A 15,910-nucleotide genomic window follows, 5' to 3' on the forward strand; every position below is an offset into this window, starting at 1 on the left:
AAAGCTGTCGAATAAGACAAATGCCCGATACGCTAAAACGTGTTGGGCATTTTTTTCAGGCAAAAAAAAGCGCACTTTATACAGTGCGCTTTCGTATTTTTAAAGCAAGTTAACAGCGATTCATAGGAGAATCGCTTTTGCTTTATTGACCTTTAATTTCAGAAAGGCCTTTATAGGTTGCTGCACTACCAAGCGCTTCTTCAATACGTAGAAGTTGGTTGTACTTAGCGACACGGTCAGAACGGCAAAGAGAGCCTGTTTTGATCTGACCTGCAGCAGTACCTACTGCCAAATCAGCAATGGTCGCGTCTTCAGTTTCGCCAGAACGGTGAGAGATGACAGCGGTAAAGCCTGCGTCTTTCGCCATTTTAATTGCGTTAAGCGTTTCTGTTAGTGAGCCAATTTGGTTGAACTTAATAAGGATTGAGTTACCAATACCGTTATCGATACCGCGCTTAAGAATTTTGGTGTTAGTGACGAACAAATCATCACCGACAAGCTGTACTTTGTCACCAATCTTCTTCGTTAAGCTTTCCCAGCCGTCCCAGTCACTCTCGTCTAAGCCATCTTCGATAGATACGATAGGGTACTGTGAAGATAGGTCAGCTAAATAGTCACCAAACGCTTCTGAGTCGAAGCTCTTATCTTCGCCAGACAATACATACTTACCGTTTTTGTAGAATTCAGACGCTGCACAATCTAGTGCAAGGGTAATGTCTTCATTCATTTTGTAACCAGCGTTTTCAACGGCTTGTACGATAACAGCAAGTGCCTCAGCGTTAGAACTAAGGTTTGGTGCAAAACCACCTTCATCACCCACAGCGGTGTTAAGACCCTTCGCTGACAGTACTTTCTTAAGTGAATGGAAGATTTCAGCACCCATACGCAGTGCTTCTTTAAAGCTTTTCGCGCCAACTGGCTGAACCATGAACTCTTGAATATCAACGTTGTTGTCTGCGTGCTCGCCACCATTGATGATGTTCATCATAGGTACAGGCATTGAATATTGACCAGACGTGCCGTTTAAGTCAGCGATGTGCTCGTAAAGTGCTACGCCTTTTTCAAGGGCGGCGGCTTTTGCTACAGCAAGAGATACAGCCAAAATAGCGTTAGCACCAAGAGTTTCTTTGTTTTCAGTGCCGTCTAAGTCAATCATCACCTGATCGATATCAGACTGCGCTAGTGCATCTTTGCCTAAAAGAGCCGGAGCAATGGCGTCGTTAATAGCCGCTACTGCTTTAATTACACCTTTACCAAGGTAACGAGACTTGTCGCCGTCACGCAGTTCTAATGCTTCGCGGCTACCCGTAGACGCGCCAGAGGGTGCAGCAGCACGACCCATAACGCCAGACTCTAAATAAACGTCTGCTTCTACAGTTGGATTACCGCGTGAATCTAAGATTTCACGTCCGATGATGCGACTAATTTTCGCCATGTTATTTCCTCAACAATTGATGTGGGAACGCAACGGGAAAGCGTTCCCTTTATTAGAAACTAGTGATTTTCTTTTTGGTATTTGCCTGCAGCTGCAACAAACCCCTTAAACAATGGATGTCCATCGCGAGGTGTTGAAGTGAATTCAGGGTGGAACTGACCTGCGATAAACCAAGGATGGTCAGGTATTTCGATAACTTCTACAAGTCGTTTATCAGTGGACAAACCACTTACTTTAAGGCCTGCAGCTTCGATTTCATCGCGAAGATTGTTGTTCACTTCATAGCGATGACGGTGGCGCTCGTAAATTTCGACGTTGTCATACATCTCATGTACTTTAGTGCCTTCAATTAAATGACAAAGCTGGCTACCCAATCGCATTGTACCGCCAAGATCTGAGGTTTCAGTGCGTGTTTCGGTTGTGCCTGCTGCATCTAGCCATTCCGTGATTAACCCTACCACAGGGTATGCAGTTTGTGGGTCGAACTCGGTGCTGTTTGCTTTTTCCATGCCTGCAACATTTCGTGCAAATTCTATTAGCGCCACCTGCATGCCTAAGCAAATGCCTAAATAAGGCACTTTGTTTTCACGGGCGTAGCGGGCGGCTTCAATTTTGCCCTCAATTCCTCGCTCACCAAAACCGCCAGGCACTAAGATAGCGTCAAGCTTTTCAAGGATTTGCGTGCCTTTACTCTCAACATCTTGAGAGTCGATATGATGAATGTTGACTGTCAGTCTGTTTTTAAGACCAGCATGCTTTAGTGCTTCGTTAACGGATTTATACGCGTCTGGCAACTCAACATACTTACCAATCATGCCTATGTTAACTTCTGCAGTGGGATTTGATTCAGCGTAAAGCACCTGTTCCCACTCGACTAAATCGGCTTCTGGGCAATCAAACCCAAAGCGATCCACAACAAGCTGGTCCATTCCTTGCGCTTTAAGTGCAGCTGGAATGCGATAAATGCTATCTACATCTTTTAATGAGATAACCGCTTTATCTGCGACGTTAGTGAAAAGCGCGATTTTAGAGCGCTCACTGGTAGGTAGAGCACCTACAGAACGACACACAAGAATATCGGGTTGAATACCAATTGAGCGCAACTCTTTAACTGAATGCTGGGTTGGCTTTGTTTTTACTTCACCGGATGCTGGCATATAAGGCACTAGCGTAAGGTGCATGTACATAGCACGCTCGCGGCCTACTTCAGTGCCTAGTTGGCGAATGGCTTCTAAGAAAGGTTGTGACTCAATATCACCTACGGTTCCGCCCACTTCTACAATGGCAACTTCGTGACCTTCAGCACCTTCAATTACGCGACGTTTAATTTCGTTGGTAATGTGTGGTATGACCTGAATTGTGGCGCCTAAGTAATCGCCGCGACGCTCGCGTTTAAGTACTTCTTCGTAAACACGGCCTGTGGTGAAGTTGTTGCGTTTTGTCATACGGGTGCGAATAAAGCGCTCGTAGTGACCAAGATCAAGGTCTGTCTCTGCACCGTCATCGGTAACAAATACTTCACCATGCTGTATAGGGCTCATTGTGCCCGGGTCGACGTTGATATAAGGGTCGAGCTTTAACATGGTAACGGTGAGACCGCGTGCTTCAAGAATTGCTGCTAATGATGCTGCTGCAATACCTTTTCCAAGCGATGAAACTACACCACCAGTGACGAAAATATAATGTGTCATGCGAAACCTAGAACGTTAGGGTTGTATGGTAAATATAGGCCGATTTCAGAAAGAAACCATCTACACTTTGGACGGGGCGATAGTATACGCAAAACCATGTAAACAGACAATCGATTTGCCCACATGATGTGCAAATTTACGCCAAGTTCAGGCCAATTGTGACCTAAACTTGGCCTTGCGGCTAAGACTGACTTAAGCGCTTTAAGGTGTAAATAAGGTCGAGAGCTTGGCGCGGAGAGAGCTCATCAGGAGATATGTTCGCAAGGGCATCGACAGCAGGGTTAGGTTTATCTGGAAACAGCAGTTCTGCTTGGCCTTTTGGCTTTGCGTTTGATGCAGCCTTTGATGTGGCTTTTGTTGTAGCTTTCGGGGTGCTTGCTGCCTTATCAGGCGTGCTCTCTTCTCCTTGTATCATAATATGAGAAGATTCGAGCGCAGCGAGCTTTTGTCGGGCGGCTTGAATGACGGTTTTTGGAACGCCCGCTAACTGCGCTACCTGAAGCCCGAAACTTTTGCTTGCTGCACCCTCTGACACCGTGTGCATAAAGCGAATGGTATCTTCAAACTCAACAGCATCTAAATGCACATTTACTACACCTTGCTGTGTATCAGGCAGCTCAGTAAGCTCGAAATAATGAGTAGCAAAAAGGGTATAGGCATTAAGCTGCTTGGCAAGGTAACTTGCACATGCCCACGCCAGTGAGAGCCCGTCGTAGGTGCTAGTTCCACGGCCAATTTCATCCATTAACACCAATGAATTTTCTGTGGCATTATTGAGAATATTGGCGGTTTCTGTCATTTCTACCATAAAGGTTGAGCGGCCAGAAGCAAGATCATCAGACGCACCAATGCGGGTGAAGATACGGTCAAGTTTACCAATGTGAGCCTGTTGAGCCGGCACGAAACTACCCACACATGCGAGCAGTGCAATGAGAGCCGTTTGACGCATATATGTAGATTTACCGCCCATATTAGGACCCGTAATTATTAGCATGCGCCGTGCGCTATCTAGCTGAAGCGGATTAGCGATGAAAGGCGCTTTCATTACATTTTCGACAACAGGGTGCCGGCCTTCTTCAAAAGTAAGTGCGCACTCGTTACTGAGCCTGGGTCTATGCCAATCTAGAGCTATTGCCCGTTCGGCGAAACAACACAGTACATCGAGTTTTGCCAGCGCCGCGGCACTGTCTATCAGGTTGTTTAAATAAGGCGTAAAGTCATCAAATAGTGCTTCATAGAGTTTTTTCTCAAGCGCAAGCGCCGCCCCTTGACTACTAAGTACCTTATCTTCGTGCTCTTTTAATTCAGGAGTAATAAAGCGTTCGGTATTTTTCAGCGTTTGGCGACGGATATATTCCGCGGGTGCATTTGCGCTATTGGCGCGGCTAATTTCAATGAAAAAGCCATGTACTCGGTTGTATCCCACTTTAAGGGTAGAAATACCAGTACGCTCTCTTTCTCGACGCTCCATTGCATCTAGATAGTCTGTAGCGCCCTGAGAGAGCGCGCGTAATTCGTCTAATTCTTGATTGTAGCCAGGTGCTATGACGCCGCCTTCTCGGATAATAACCGGCGGGTTATCAATAATGGCCTTATTAAGCAGTGTTTGCAGTTCGGGATAAGTGCCGATGGTTTCACTGATTTGTTTTATTTGGCCAGTTTCAAAGCGCGATAATGCGTCGTGTAAATCAGGTAATGCGTTAAACGCGTTTTTCAACCTCGCAAAATCACGAGGTCGCGCAGAGCGAAGGGCTAAGCGCGCCATAATACGTTCGATATCACCAATGTGTTTTAGGGCGCTGCGAATATCGTCAGGGTTATCATCAATAAAGGCGTCAACGGCGTCTAATCGACTCTGTAGCTCATGTTGGTCGGTTATCGGTGAATGGATAACCCGTTGCAACATACGGCTACCCATCGCCGTTGTGGTGGTGTCCATCACACTAAAAAGCGTGTTTTCTTGACCGCCAGATAAGTTATGGGTGAGCTCTAAATTGCGTCTTGTCGCTGCGTCTAACTGAACGCGGCTGTCTTGCTGTTCGGTTTGTATTTGCCTGATATGGGGTAGGGCAGTTCGTTGGGTGTCTTTTACATATTGCAACACACAGCCCGCAGCGCCTAACCCTTTCGTTATGCCTTTAAGACCAAAACCATCAAGGGTCTTGGTCTCAAACTGCAGATTCAGCTGCTCATCTGCGGTATCAATGTCAAACTCCCATTCAGGACGTCTTCTTAATCCTTTTCGGTTCTCAATGAGTGAGAGTTGCTCGAAGCCTTCTGGATAGAGCAGTTCGGCTGGATTAACTCGCTGTATTTCCGCTAACAAATTCTCATCATTATCGCATTCAAACACCACAAATCGTCCGCTAGTCACGTCGAGCGTGGCTAAACCATAATGCATAGTGTGGCCACACACGGCGGCTAATATATTATCTCGGCGCTCTTCTAGAAGCGCTTCGTCGGTGACAGTACCGGGTGTGACAATACGCTGAACTTGGCGCTCTACGGGACCTTTACTTGTAGCGGGGTCGCCAACCTGTTCACAAATGGCTACTGACTCACCCATTTTAACTAATCGGGAAAGGTAACTCTCTACTGCGTGATAGGGTACACCAGCCATTGGAATGGGATCGCCGCCAGACTTGCCCCGAGCCGTCAATGATATATCGAGAAGATCTGCAGCTTTTTTGGCATCATCAAAAAACAATTCGTAAAAATCGCCCATGCGATAGAACAAGAGAATATTCGGATGCTGCGCCTTAATCGTAAGGTACTGGCGCATCATAGGAGTATGTGATTCCAAAAAAACGGCCTCGATAGATATGTTTATGGTGTTAGTGCGTATGGTAACAAATAAATGATAAACTCTGTGTAACAAAAAGCACTGACGGTAAATTGATATGACCACACCATTTTCAACGGTTTCTATTACAAACGCTATACCTCTAGTGCTTGATAGCGCGTTAAATACCCAAGTAATGGCGATTGGTGATGTGTTGCGTGAAAGGGGATGGACAGCATCTTCTGCTGAGTCGTGCACCGGCGGCGGTATTGCTTTCGCGTTTACCAGCGTGGCAGGCAGTTCAGATTGGTTTAATCAGTCTTGGGTAACCTATTCTAATAAGGCTAAAACACAGGAACTGTCAGTAAACACTGAAACCCTTGAGGTGCATGGTGCTGTATCGCAGCAGACGGTGACTGAGATGGCGCTTGGTGTGCAAAAGCGATGCGGAGCAAACGTGGTGATTACGGTTAGCGGTATTGCTGGGCCTGGTGGCGGTAGTGACAGCAAACCTGTTGGCACTGTGTGGTTTGGTTTCATTTGTGGGGAAGATGCTTTTCAAGTTAAGCAGGTGTTTAGTGGCAACAGGGATGAAGTGCGTGGTCAAGCGGTAGCGTTTGCAATCAATTACGTGCTGAAAATGCTTAGTGCTAGTTAAGCCAAACATATTCGGGCGTGTTGGAAAAAATAATTAAAACACTGGTTGAAACTGTATGCTTGTACAGTATAGAATGCATGCAGAAATTGTTAAGGTGTTGATGTAGTTGTTAGTCATAGCAACTTTAGATTTACGCGCGGTTTTATAGCGCTGAGTCAATACTAACGGTGTTTTGGTGTGAGTGCACCTGTGTAAAAGTTAAAATATAAGAATGTGAAAAAGTATTTTTATATTTTAATTTTTACTCACATTCATGTTCCAACTCTTGTTGATAATAAACGCAATGTGACGCGCAAAAGATAAGCATAGGCATAGTTAAAATGACAGATCAAAATAGAACTAAAGCGTTAGATGCAGCGCTTTCCCAAATTGAAAAGCAATTTGGTAAAGGCTCAATCATGAAGTTGGGCGAAAACAAGACAATGGATGTGGAAACGATTTCCACAGGCTCCCTTGGGCTAGACATTGCGCTTGGTGCGGGGGGGTTACCACTTGGCCGAATTGTTGAAATTTACGGCCCAGAATCATCAGGTAAAACAACGTTAACCCTTGAGGTTATTGCTGAAGCGCAGCGCCAGGGCAAGACTTGTGCGTTCGTCGATGCGGAACACGCGCTAGACCCTATTTACGCTGAAAAACTTGGCGTTAACATTAACGAGTTATTGGTATCGCAACCTGACACGGGTGAGCAAGCGCTTGAAATTTGCGACATGTTGACACGGTCTGGCGCTGTTGACGTTATTGTTGTCGATTCCGTGGCGGCGCTAACACCGCGAGCTGAAATCGAAGGCGATATCGGTGATTCACACGTAGGTCTTGCTGCGAGAATGATGTCTCAAAGTATGCGTAAAATTACGGGTAATTTGAAACGCTCGAACACAATGATGATTTTTATCAACCAAATTCGTATGAAAATTGGTGTAATGTTCGGAAGCCCTGAAACCACAACAGGTGGTAACGCGCTGAAGTTTTACGCGTCTGTGCGCTTAGACATCAGAAGAATTGGTTCGGTAAAAGAAGGCGATGAGGTTGTTGGTAACGAAACTCGCGTTAAAGTCGTTAAGAACAAGATCGCGCCTCCGTTCAAACAAGCTGAATTTATCATTCGCTATGGTGAAGGTATTTCTAAGCACGGCGAGTTAATCGACTTAGGCGTTAAGCACAAGTTGGTTGATAAAGCCGGAGCGTGGTATAGCTACAACACAGACCGTATCGGTCAGGGTAAAGCGAACAGCATGTTGTTTTTAAAGAACAACCCTGCCGTATCGGACGAGATAGAAGCTAAGCTTAGAGAAATGTTGCTTCCAAGTAAAATCGTTGAAGATAAAAGCGAAGAGGCTGGTGAAGAGTCATAAGCACCACCAGAGACAGCGTCTTACTTAAATGATTTGTGAGAAGCTCAATCCTCTTTAAAATAATTAAAACCGCCATCAAGGCGGTTTTTTTGTATCTATCAATTAACGATATTGTTCAACAGAAAACATTTACTAACATTTTTAGCCTGAATAACCCTTGTTTACATGACTAATAAGAGGAATGCTGTAATTAATCGCAAAAAGAAAAGACTAATAGTCTGTGCAGCGTTTCATCTAAGCGCAAAGTAAAGCGAAAAACAGTACAGCGAAAAACAGTACAGTGACAAATAGTACAGCGATAAATAGTGAAGTGATAAATAGAATGTTCATCCAATAGCCCAAGCTATGAACATTGTATGTTTATGCAAAATAAAGTATTTCTAATATGATAAAAATAAATAGTGCAATGCTGCTTATGTTGTAAGCATCACTGAACGTCATCGGTTTATGAATACGCGAGTTGCTGGCATAAATCGTAATTAATAAAAGAGAAGAGGGAACGTCCATGATTGAAATAGCTGGCCTCGCTAAACGCTTTGAGGTCGAGAACCCGAAAAAGCTTAGCGAACAAGAGAAAAAAGATCCGCGTTTGAAGGGGCGTTATTTTCAGTCTGTTAGGGATGTATCTTTTACATGTCAAAGTGGAGAGGTTCTTGGTTTGCTTGGACCCAATGGAGCGGGTAAAACGACGACGCTTCGTATGTTATCAACAGCACTTCGTCCAGATAGCGGCAGCGTGTTAATAGATGGCCAAGACATTTTGGCGAATCCTAATGTTGCACGCAAAAAGATAGGCTTTTTATCGAGCTCCACAGGTTTGTATGGTCGACTGACTGGTAGAGAAAATATCAGTTACTTCGGCGAACTGCATGGATTATCGAAAAGTACGATTAATGCTCGTATTGAAGAAATGGCAGACTTACTTGATATGCAGAGCTTCTTAGAGCGTCGAGCCGAAAATTTTTCATCTGGGATGAAGCAGAAAGTATCAATAGCGAGAGCGGTTATTCACGAGCCTTCACTTGTTGTGCTCGATGAGCCCACCACGGGTTTAGATATTATGGCTACCAGCACCGTAATGGAATTTATCCAGCGATTAAAAGACAAAGGCACGCCCGTTATTTTCTCTACCCACCATCTCGATGAAGTGCAAACGCTGTGTGACAAAGTCACCGTCATCAACCAAGGTGAAACGGTATTTAATGACTCATTAGCGGCGTTCAGTGCACTGTCTGATGGCCAAATGCACAAGAGTTTCCTTAAAACACTAGAAACAGAATCACAGGAGAAGAGCAATGTGGTTAATCTTTAAGAAGGAGTTTAAAGAGTTATTGCGGGATAGAAAAACTATCATCTTTATGATCTTGTTACCGCTATTACTGTTCCCCGCGATCTTTGGTGTGGGCATTTTCTTTATGAGTAATGCCGCTGAAAAGGCAGAAAACGAAATTTTAAAATATGCCATTGTTGGTGAAGCTTATGCGCCAGATATTGTTGAGTCGTTCAGTCAGGCTTCGGATAAGTTTGAGCAAGTCGCTATTGACGGCACCGCTACCGATAAACAAGGCTACGCAACGCTGATTAAAAACGAAACCTTAGACTTCGTGCTAGTAATACCTGAAACCTTTAACCCTGACATTTTGACGTCTGGGCAGCACAAAATTGAGCTTTATCTTAATGACGCTGGGCTCAATAAGGTGTATGGACGGGTAGCTGAAATTATCGATGTATATATGGATGAGTACCAGCTTTCTGCATTTACGCAGTTAGGTTTAAATGAATCTCAGCAGGAGGCGCTGCTAAAACCCATTTCAATAGAAAAGCAAAATATTGCTGATGATAGAGAAGTGTGGGGAGAGCGTATTGGCGGCTTCCTTCCTTATTTCATATTCATACTGTGCTTACAAGGCGCAATGGCGCCGGCCGCTGATTTAGGGGCAGGGGAAAAAGAAAGAGGTACACTAGAAACATTACTTATTTCACCAATGGACAGGTACAAACTTGTTCTGGGCAAATTCTTTACGGTAAGCGCTGCAGGGATCATTACTGCCCTCATCACCGTATCGTCCATGGCTCTGTGGGGAATAGTGTTATCACAAGGTATGGCCATCGAATTTGTCGTTGAAGTGATGTCCATGATTGGCATTGTGGATTTTGTACTGATATTTCTTATGTTGGTGCCTGTGGTGGCAGTATTCGCAGCTATTTTGCTTTCCCTTTCTATCTATGCGCGTTCATTCAAAGAAGCACAAAGTTATATGGGCTCGCTAATCATGGTGGTTATCTTCCCTGTGCTGATTGCCATGATGCCTGGTGTAGAACTAAAAGGTGCGTGGGTGTGGGTTCCGTTAACCAACGTAGCTCTCGCGATGAAGGAACTGTTTAAGGGCACTATGGACTACTTTGCGTTGTTCGGTATTTTTACTTCCACAGCCGTTATAGCAATAGGTCTTATCATGTTCTGCATTCATTGGTTTAACAAAGAAAAAGTACTCTTTAGATAGCCAATTTACTGGTATAAGCGAGAGCGCCCTGTGTGGTTGGAAGGTGGTTAATCCTACCAGCCACACGGGGCGTTTTTTTTATGGCGTGGAGTATTTTTTAAGGCTGTATATTCGGCCAACACAAAGGGGGAGTTTCATACTTCAAAATCGATTCGTTTGATAATACTTTCCCAGCCCGGTGGGATCTTTCCTTGAAGAACGTATGAGTAGGCAAGCAGCTCTGCGATGACAAAGTACAAGGACTCTGGGATATCTTGGCCTACATCAAGTGTGGCAAGGACTTCACTTAAATAAGGGTCTTCATGGATAAGTATTCCTGTTTCTTCTGCCATAGCAATGATGGCTTCGGCGAGGTCGCCATATCCCTTTGCCACCACTTTTGGCGTATTTTTTTTGTCGCCTCCTTCGTACTTGAGGCCTATGGCACGTTTAGCCTTGTTTTGCTTATCTGAACTCATCGCAATAACTCATTTCACACTTTGGTCTCAAAAATATGATGCGGACGGCTATTGAGCGTGTCAGGTATGTGGCCGCGCTGAAAACTGGAATTTTCAACATGCAGCCCCAGCCCTTCTAACCGTTTGGTTAAATATGGCAGTGTATCTGCAATCCTTGACAGAATAACGTCATTTGACGCGTACAAGTCGAGGGTTATTGACTCTTTATCTATTTTTGATTTGACGAGCACCTGCCCTGTATCGCCGATATCCAACTTCATAGTGACATTCCATAGCCCCCGCTGCGCGCTATTTTCTTGCTGTTGGTGCTGCTTCTGATTTTCGCGATAGATGAGCAGTTCCGGTGGCGTGCTGTGTTGAGACAATGTGGGCAGCACGTAATAAAAAGCATCTTGACCTTGAATACGTGTATCAGCTTGAGTTACTTTGCTTTGCTGATGATTGGCAAGCAATGTTTTTAATTGAGCTAACAGCTGCTGGCGGCCATCTAACTGGTTTACATCTTGGCTAACCCTGCTTGGCTGAGTGTTACTTCCCACGCTTGCTAAGGTTTTGGAGATAATAGAGTCAGGTGCATCTATTTGCGACTTCAGACTGGGCTGTCGCTGCAGGGCTCTTCCGGCTAGTGCGAGCTGAACAAGTGCTACAAGTCCTTGTACAAAACTCGATACCGCAACGGGAGAGGTCAGCGTTGATGGCGTTGCCAAAAGTGCTGGGCTGTTTAGCAGAGTTTGAATACGTTGAGGCAATGACGAGTCAGACCCTGACGTACCGGCCTTTAAATTAACGTCTTTAACCTCTTTGTCCTTTCCTGTGCTGTCAGTAGATTTCACGTCAGACTCGGCTAAAGCGTTTGTCATTTCTTTGACTAGCGCGTTTCGTTCACTTGCACTTATTTGCTGCTTGCTGGTGTTATTTGAGAGTTGCTGCAATAGATTATTAAACAGCTCCACCGAAGCGCTTTTTGCTTCAGATTTTATCATTTGAGCAATGGAGCCCAGTGTGGGCCTTGTTGCGTTTGCTTCTTTGGTCAATTGGCTGTTCGCTGTGTTTTCCACCGCATTTGCATTGTGAGTAGAAGGTGCCTTTTGTGCAGGTAACCCCTGAGTTGTTTCAAGCTGTGGCTTGTTTAGTGCCGAAGGCGAAGCTGAGCGAACGTCTATGCTTTTTAATTGCTGTATTAGTTTGGATAGTGCAGATGACGTATCTTGTTGAACTAGGGACTTGCCTTGTACCTGTCCAAGAGCGCTAGTATTCGGTCTATTCTCTATAATGGACACTAGGGCTGTAAGGGCGCTAGCGGTGCTGCCAGTTTGATTTAATAAAACACGGGAGAGTGAGCGAATGGCGTTATGTACATCACTGCCGCTAAAAGACTCAGGTGAAGTTTTAATACTGGCACTGTGAGTATTATTAACACTATGAGAGTTAAGCAATGTTGCATCAGGTGCTAGCCGTGAACCCGCCCCTTTTCCAGCGCTCGTTATTTCAATGCCAGTAAGTTGAGATGTCGGCAAGCTTTTAACATTGATATTACGCAGCTGCTCTGTGCTCAATTCAGGCATTATGCCCTTAGATAAAAGTGAAGCTGAAGCCGGTAGTGAAAATGTGGTAAGCAGGCTATTTTTCGTAGTGTGAATGTTTAGTGTAGCGTTTGCTGCGTCCTTTGTATTTAAGGAAAGTAAACTTACGGCTTTTAACGTATTCGCGCTGTAGGTTGTGTCTGGAAGAAACTGTTTTAGCGAAGAAACTATATCGCGCTCTTGAGATATCGCAACACCGCCTTGTCTAAGCGCCTGCTCAATCAGTTGGTATTGAGCCTTTGCACTTATATTTCCCAATGATAGGGAATCTAAGTTTGTGCGTTGCTGTGCAGAGCCTTTTCCCGTTAACTCGTTGGCAATATTATTTAAACTAGTGTGTAGTGTTAGCGCAATATTCCCACTTTGCGTCCTGTTAAGGCTGATGGAAACGTCTTTGCCATTAAGGTTTTGAAGTGATGCCATTGACTTAGCGTCTAATTGCGCCAAGGGCAAATGAATTGATTTACCCCCCTTTAAACCAAGGGTTATTTCTTTACTGGTAACAGAATGTATTGGTGCCCTAAGCGATACCGCGGCTCCTTCAGCGTTCTTTAAAGCTTCTGCGATTGCTTTAAACAGTTGCCCTTGTTTATCTAAAGGAATACTCGTGCTCTGCGATGTCACCTCTACAGACGTCAGTGCAGCTTGTACAGTGGCCTTTGCTATAGAATCTGTTGTTCCAGAGCTATTTACTCCAGAGACACTTGCCTCAGAGGCACTTGCCCCAGAGCCGAGGGATACGAGTTGAGGCTGCTGTATTCCTTGGCGAGAAACCGTGTCGGGGACACGTAAATTCGCTTTTAACTGAGGAGTACTTAGGGTCAATACATTATCGGGAAGCCGAGCAACAACTACCTTAGCGGCGTTATCAATTGCGACCGCCCGTGATAGCGGGTTGCTCCGGAATTGATTCATCGCACCTTGTTGAGTAGGTGCTTGGCCTGTATTAGCGGATACGGGGTTGGTACTTTGACTGCCAGCAGCCCTCGCAGCGCCTATTTGCCCTGTAGATTGTGCTGTTGTTTTCAGTACACTCGCGAGAATATTGGAAAGTTGCGACGTCATGTGAATGGTATCGGCCTTGGCATGTTTTTCCTTAGCTACATAATTGATAAAGTCACAATCGATTATTATAGTAAAGCAGGTTAAAAGCCGCCTGTTAAACCAGTTATTAGCTCACCGATTAATTCGTTAACTAACTCATTTTTTGAAAGGCATATGAACAACCCAGCTAATGTTGTAGATAGCCTGAGATGGAAATGATAAATCGTTAATAAAAAGACAAGAAAACTGTTGAAGTAAATCATATTTAATTGATATTCGCGACTGCGAAAATGCCATCCTGTGATAAACTAGCGTCAATTTTTAAAGGTAGTAATTCGTACAGAAGGTAGGCGTCGTAGTGCTAAAAGCGTGTGAACTAACATGCGTAAAAAGAGACAGGGTATTATTTGAAGATGTTTCATTGGCGGTCAATGCCGGTGAGCTCCTGTATGTCCGTGGGCCTAACGGAGCGGGTAAAACCAGCTTACTTCGAATTCTCACCGGGCTAAGCACGCCTGAATCTGGCGCTGTATTGTTTAACGGAGAGGATATTGCAGATTCTTCGTTTTCGTATTTGTCGACGTTGTTATACCTAGGCCATAAAAGCGGGACCAATGGCAGCTTATCTGCAATTGATAACTTAACGTTTTGGCTCGCTCAACATCAAGTAAACTGTGAAGAGAGCCAACTTTTCGATGCATTAATGCGTGTAGGGCTAGTTGGTCTTGAAGATATACCGGTTCGGTTCTTATCGGCGGGTCAGCAGCGAAGAGTAGCCCTAGCTCGGTTGTGGTTAAAGCCCGCTGACATATGGATCCTCGATGAGCCTTTTACCGCATTGGATGTTAAGGGTATAGCGTTGCTTGAAGAGCGAATGAAATCCCATGTTGAGCGTGGTGGAGTTGTCATAACTACCTCTCATCAGCCGCTGTCTGAAGCTGCAGGCCCGCACAGCGTATTTGATTTGGAGTATCGAATTTAATGTCGCTGTATCAGGGAGTATTTAAACGAGACGTTCACATTGCGTTTAAACAGAAGGCTGAACTACTTCAACCGCTTATGTTTTTGCTGATGGTTGTTACTATGTTTCCACTTGGTGTAAGCCCTTCTCCTGACACCTTGCAACGCATTGGTCCTGGGGTGCTGTGGATTGCGGCAATCCTTTCATCATTGATGGCCATGGAGCGAATGTTTCGAGACGATTTTCAAGACGGCACCATGGAGCAGTATGTGCTCTCAGGTATGTCTCTTGCAGGGATTAGTGCTGTGAAGGTGTGCGTGCATTGGCTGGTGAGTTTTATTCCCATGCTGGTGCTGTCACCGCTATTAGCCATGTTTTTAAATTTAACGTTTGATATGTACGTGGCGCTAATAGCTACTCTGCTATTAGGTACTCCGCTACTGTCATTGATTGGTGCAATTGCAGTAGGGTTAACGGTAGGGTTACAGAAAGGTGGCGTGTTGTTAGCATTGCTGCTAATCCCTGTTTTTATTCCGTTACTCATTTTTGCCACGTCAGCTGTGGATTCTGCCGCACTTCAATTACCTTATTATCCGCAACTTGCTATTATCACCGCCATGCTGCTGCTGGCACTAGCAATAGCACCTTTTGCGATAGCGTATTCTTTAAGAGTGAGTCAGAACTAATGTGGAAGTGGTTACATCCTTACGCAAAAACAGAGCGAGCTTATCAGCTTTGCGTAACGTTACAGCCTTGGCTTTGGACAGGCGCAGGCATTGCTTTGTTTATTGGCACGCTGTGGGGACTTGCGTTTGCGCCACAGGATTATCAACAGGGTGATTCATTTCGTATTATTTATATTCACGTGCCAAGCGCCATATTGTCTATGGGCACGTACGTAGCTATGGCGGTAGCGGCACTCGTCGGTATGGTATGGCAGTGGCGCACGGCTTACATGAGCATGATTGCGATGGCGCCTGTTGGCGCTGTAATGACATTTATTGCCTTGTTCACCGGTGCTGCATGGGGTAAGCCTATGTGGGGCGCGTGGTGGGTATGGGACGCGCGGTTGACCTCAGAGCTTATTCTGTTGTTTTTATATTTTGGTGTTATAGCGCTTTACGGTGCATTTGAAGATAAGCAGCAAGCTGGCAAAGCGGCAGGGGTTATGGCGCTAGTAGGGGTAGTGAATATTCCTATCATTCATTACTCGGTTGAGTGGTGGAACACCCTTCATCAGGGGGCCACAATTAGCAAATTTGACAACCCCTCGATAGCACCTGAAATGCTGTGGCCGCTACTGATTAATTTACTTGGTTTTGCATTTTTTATTGGTGCAGTAACCACAGTTCGCTTGCGCAATGAAATAGTGCTGCGAGAAATGCATCGTCCTTGGGTGCAAGCTCTTGCGAAAAAACAGGTAAAAGGGGCTCAGTAGT

At 45.0% G+C, this 15,910-nt stretch carries 12 protein-coding genes; 7 read left to right on the plus strand and 5 right to left on the minus strand.

All coding sequences use genetic code 11. From position 1 onward, the window contains the following. Positions 1 to 142: 142 nt before the first annotated feature. The 3 genes from eno to mutS all read right to left on the minus strand — a co-directional run bounded on the left by eno (position 143) and on the right by mutS (position 5,911). Positions 143 to 1,435, minus strand: a complete 1,293-nt coding sequence (gene eno / locus GTQ48_RS03335) for a phosphopyruvate hydratase (protein WP_163105166.1) — start codon at positions 1,433 to 1,435, stop codon at positions 143 to 145. Between the two features lie 59 nt (positions 1,436 to 1,494). Beyond that, entirely contained in the window at positions 1,495 to 3,126 is a 1,632-nt protein-coding gene (locus GTQ48_RS03340; protein WP_163105167.1) for a CTP synthase, read from the minus strand. 181 nt (positions 3,127 to 3,307) lie between these two features. Next, positions 3,308 to 5,911, minus strand: a complete 2,604-nt coding sequence (gene mutS, locus GTQ48_RS03345; protein ID WP_163105442.1) for a DNA mismatch repair protein MutS — start codon at positions 5,909 to 5,911, stop codon at positions 3,308 to 3,310. 115 nt (positions 5,912 to 6,026) lie between these two features. Between mutS and GTQ48_RS03350 the strand changes: the two genes are divergently transcribed. The 4 genes from GTQ48_RS03350 (at position 6,027) to GTQ48_RS03365 (ending at position 10,425) form a co-directional block, all read left to right on the plus strand. Next, entirely contained in the window at positions 6,027 to 6,566 is a 540-nt protein-coding gene (locus tag GTQ48_RS03350) for a CinA family protein (protein ID WP_163105168.1), read from the plus strand. 320 nt (positions 6,567 to 6,886) lie between these two features. Then, positions 6,887 to 7,921 (plus strand): recombinase RecA, encoded by a 1,035-nt coding sequence (recA, locus tag GTQ48_RS03355; protein WP_163105169.1) that lies wholly within the window; start codon positions 6,887 to 6,889, stop codon positions 7,919 to 7,921. A gap of 505 nt (positions 7,922 to 8,426) precedes the next feature. Next, positions 8,427 to 9,233: an ATP-binding cassette domain-containing protein gene (locus GTQ48_RS03360; protein WP_163105170.1), complete on the plus strand. Its 807-nt coding sequence runs from the start codon at positions 8,427 to 8,429 to the stop codon at positions 9,231 to 9,233. Further along, complete coding sequence (locus tag GTQ48_RS03365) at positions 9,217 to 10,425, plus strand: ABC transporter permease (protein ID WP_163105171.1); 1,209 nt, start codon at positions 9,217 to 9,219, stop codon at positions 10,423 to 10,425. Before GTQ48_RS03360 ends, GTQ48_RS03365 begins: the two co-directional genes overlap by 17 nt. Before the next feature lie 134 nt (positions 10,426 to 10,559). Here GTQ48_RS03365 and GTQ48_RS03370 read toward each other — a convergent pair whose 3' ends face one another. Both GTQ48_RS03370 and GTQ48_RS03375 read right to left on the minus strand, forming a co-directional pair. Beyond that, on the minus strand, positions 10,560 to 10,883 hold the full coding sequence (locus tag GTQ48_RS03370; RefSeq protein ID WP_163105172.1) for an EscU/YscU/HrcU family type III secretion system export apparatus switch protein: 324 nt from the start codon (positions 10,881 to 10,883) through the stop codon (positions 10,560 to 10,562). A 14-nt stretch (positions 10,884 to 10,897) separates the two neighbouring features. Continuing rightward, complete coding sequence (locus GTQ48_RS03375; protein ID WP_163105173.1) at positions 10,898 to 13,531, minus strand: flagellar hook-length control protein FliK; 2,634 nt, start codon at positions 13,529 to 13,531, stop codon at positions 10,898 to 10,900. Positions 13,532 to 13,868: 337 nt separating this feature from the next. On the opposite strand from GTQ48_RS03375, the gene ccmA reads away from it, so the two are divergent. From ccmA to GTQ48_RS03390, 3 genes are read left to right on the plus strand one after another with little or no spacing between them, the layout of a single operon-like run. Then, entirely contained in the window at positions 13,869 to 14,492 is a 624-nt protein-coding gene (gene ccmA / locus GTQ48_RS03380) for a cytochrome c biogenesis heme-transporting ATPase CcmA (protein WP_163105174.1), read from the plus strand. After that, a complete protein-coding gene (gene ccmB, locus GTQ48_RS03385) occupies positions 14,492 to 15,157 on the plus strand; it encodes a heme exporter protein CcmB (protein ID WP_163105175.1) in 666 nt (221 codons plus the stop codon). Before ccmA ends, ccmB begins: the two co-directional genes overlap by 1 nt. Next, a complete protein-coding gene (locus GTQ48_RS03390; RefSeq protein ID WP_163105176.1) occupies positions 15,157 to 15,909 on the plus strand; it encodes a heme ABC transporter permease in 753 nt (250 codons plus the stop codon). Before ccmB ends, GTQ48_RS03390 begins: the two co-directional genes overlap by 1 nt. Position 15,910 lies beyond the last annotated feature (1 nt).

The organism is Alteromonas genovensis, assembly GCF_010500895.1.
Taxonomy (GTDB): Bacteria; Pseudomonadota; Gammaproteobacteria; order Enterobacterales; family Alteromonadaceae; genus Alteromonas; species Alteromonas genovensis.

Bases quoted from the DNA above. Each gene is read 5' to 3' on its own strand.
- mutS (WP_163105442.1), bottom strand. From the start codon at position 5,911: ATGATGCGCCAGTACCTTACGATTAAGGCGCAGCATCCGAATATTCTC.
- GTQ48_RS03370 (WP_163105172.1), bottom strand. From the start codon at position 10,883: ATGAGTTCAGATAAGCAAAACAAGGCTAAACGTGCCATAGGCCTCAAG.
- GTQ48_RS03390 (WP_163105176.1), top strand. From the start codon at position 15,157: ATGTGGAAGTGGTTACATCCTTACGCAAAAACAGAGCGAGCTTATCAG.
- GTQ48_RS03375 (WP_163105173.1), bottom strand. From the start codon at position 13,531: ATGACGTCGCAACTTTCCAATATTCTCGCGAGTGTACTGAAAACAACA.
- GTQ48_RS03365 (WP_163105171.1), top strand. From the start codon at position 9,217: ATGTGGTTAATCTTTAAGAAGGAGTTTAAAGAGTTATTGCGGGATAGA.
- eno (WP_163105166.1), bottom strand. From the start codon at position 1,435: ATGGCGAAAATTAGTCGCATCATCGGACGTGAAATCTTAGATTCACGC.
- recA (WP_163105169.1), top strand. From the start codon at position 6,887: ATGACAGATCAAAATAGAACTAAAGCGTTAGATGCAGCGCTTTCCCAA.
- GTQ48_RS03350 (WP_163105168.1), top strand. From the start codon at position 6,027: ATGACCACACCATTTTCAACGGTTTCTATTACAAACGCTATACCTCTA.
- GTQ48_RS03360 (WP_163105170.1), top strand. From the start codon at position 8,427: ATGATTGAAATAGCTGGCCTCGCTAAACGCTTTGAGGTCGAGAACCCG.
- ccmB (WP_163105175.1), top strand. From the start codon at position 14,492: ATGTCGCTGTATCAGGGAGTATTTAAACGAGACGTTCACATTGCGTTT.
- GTQ48_RS03340 (WP_163105167.1), bottom strand. From the start codon at position 3,126: ATGACACATTATATTTTCGTCACTGGTGGTGTAGTTTCATCGCTTGGA.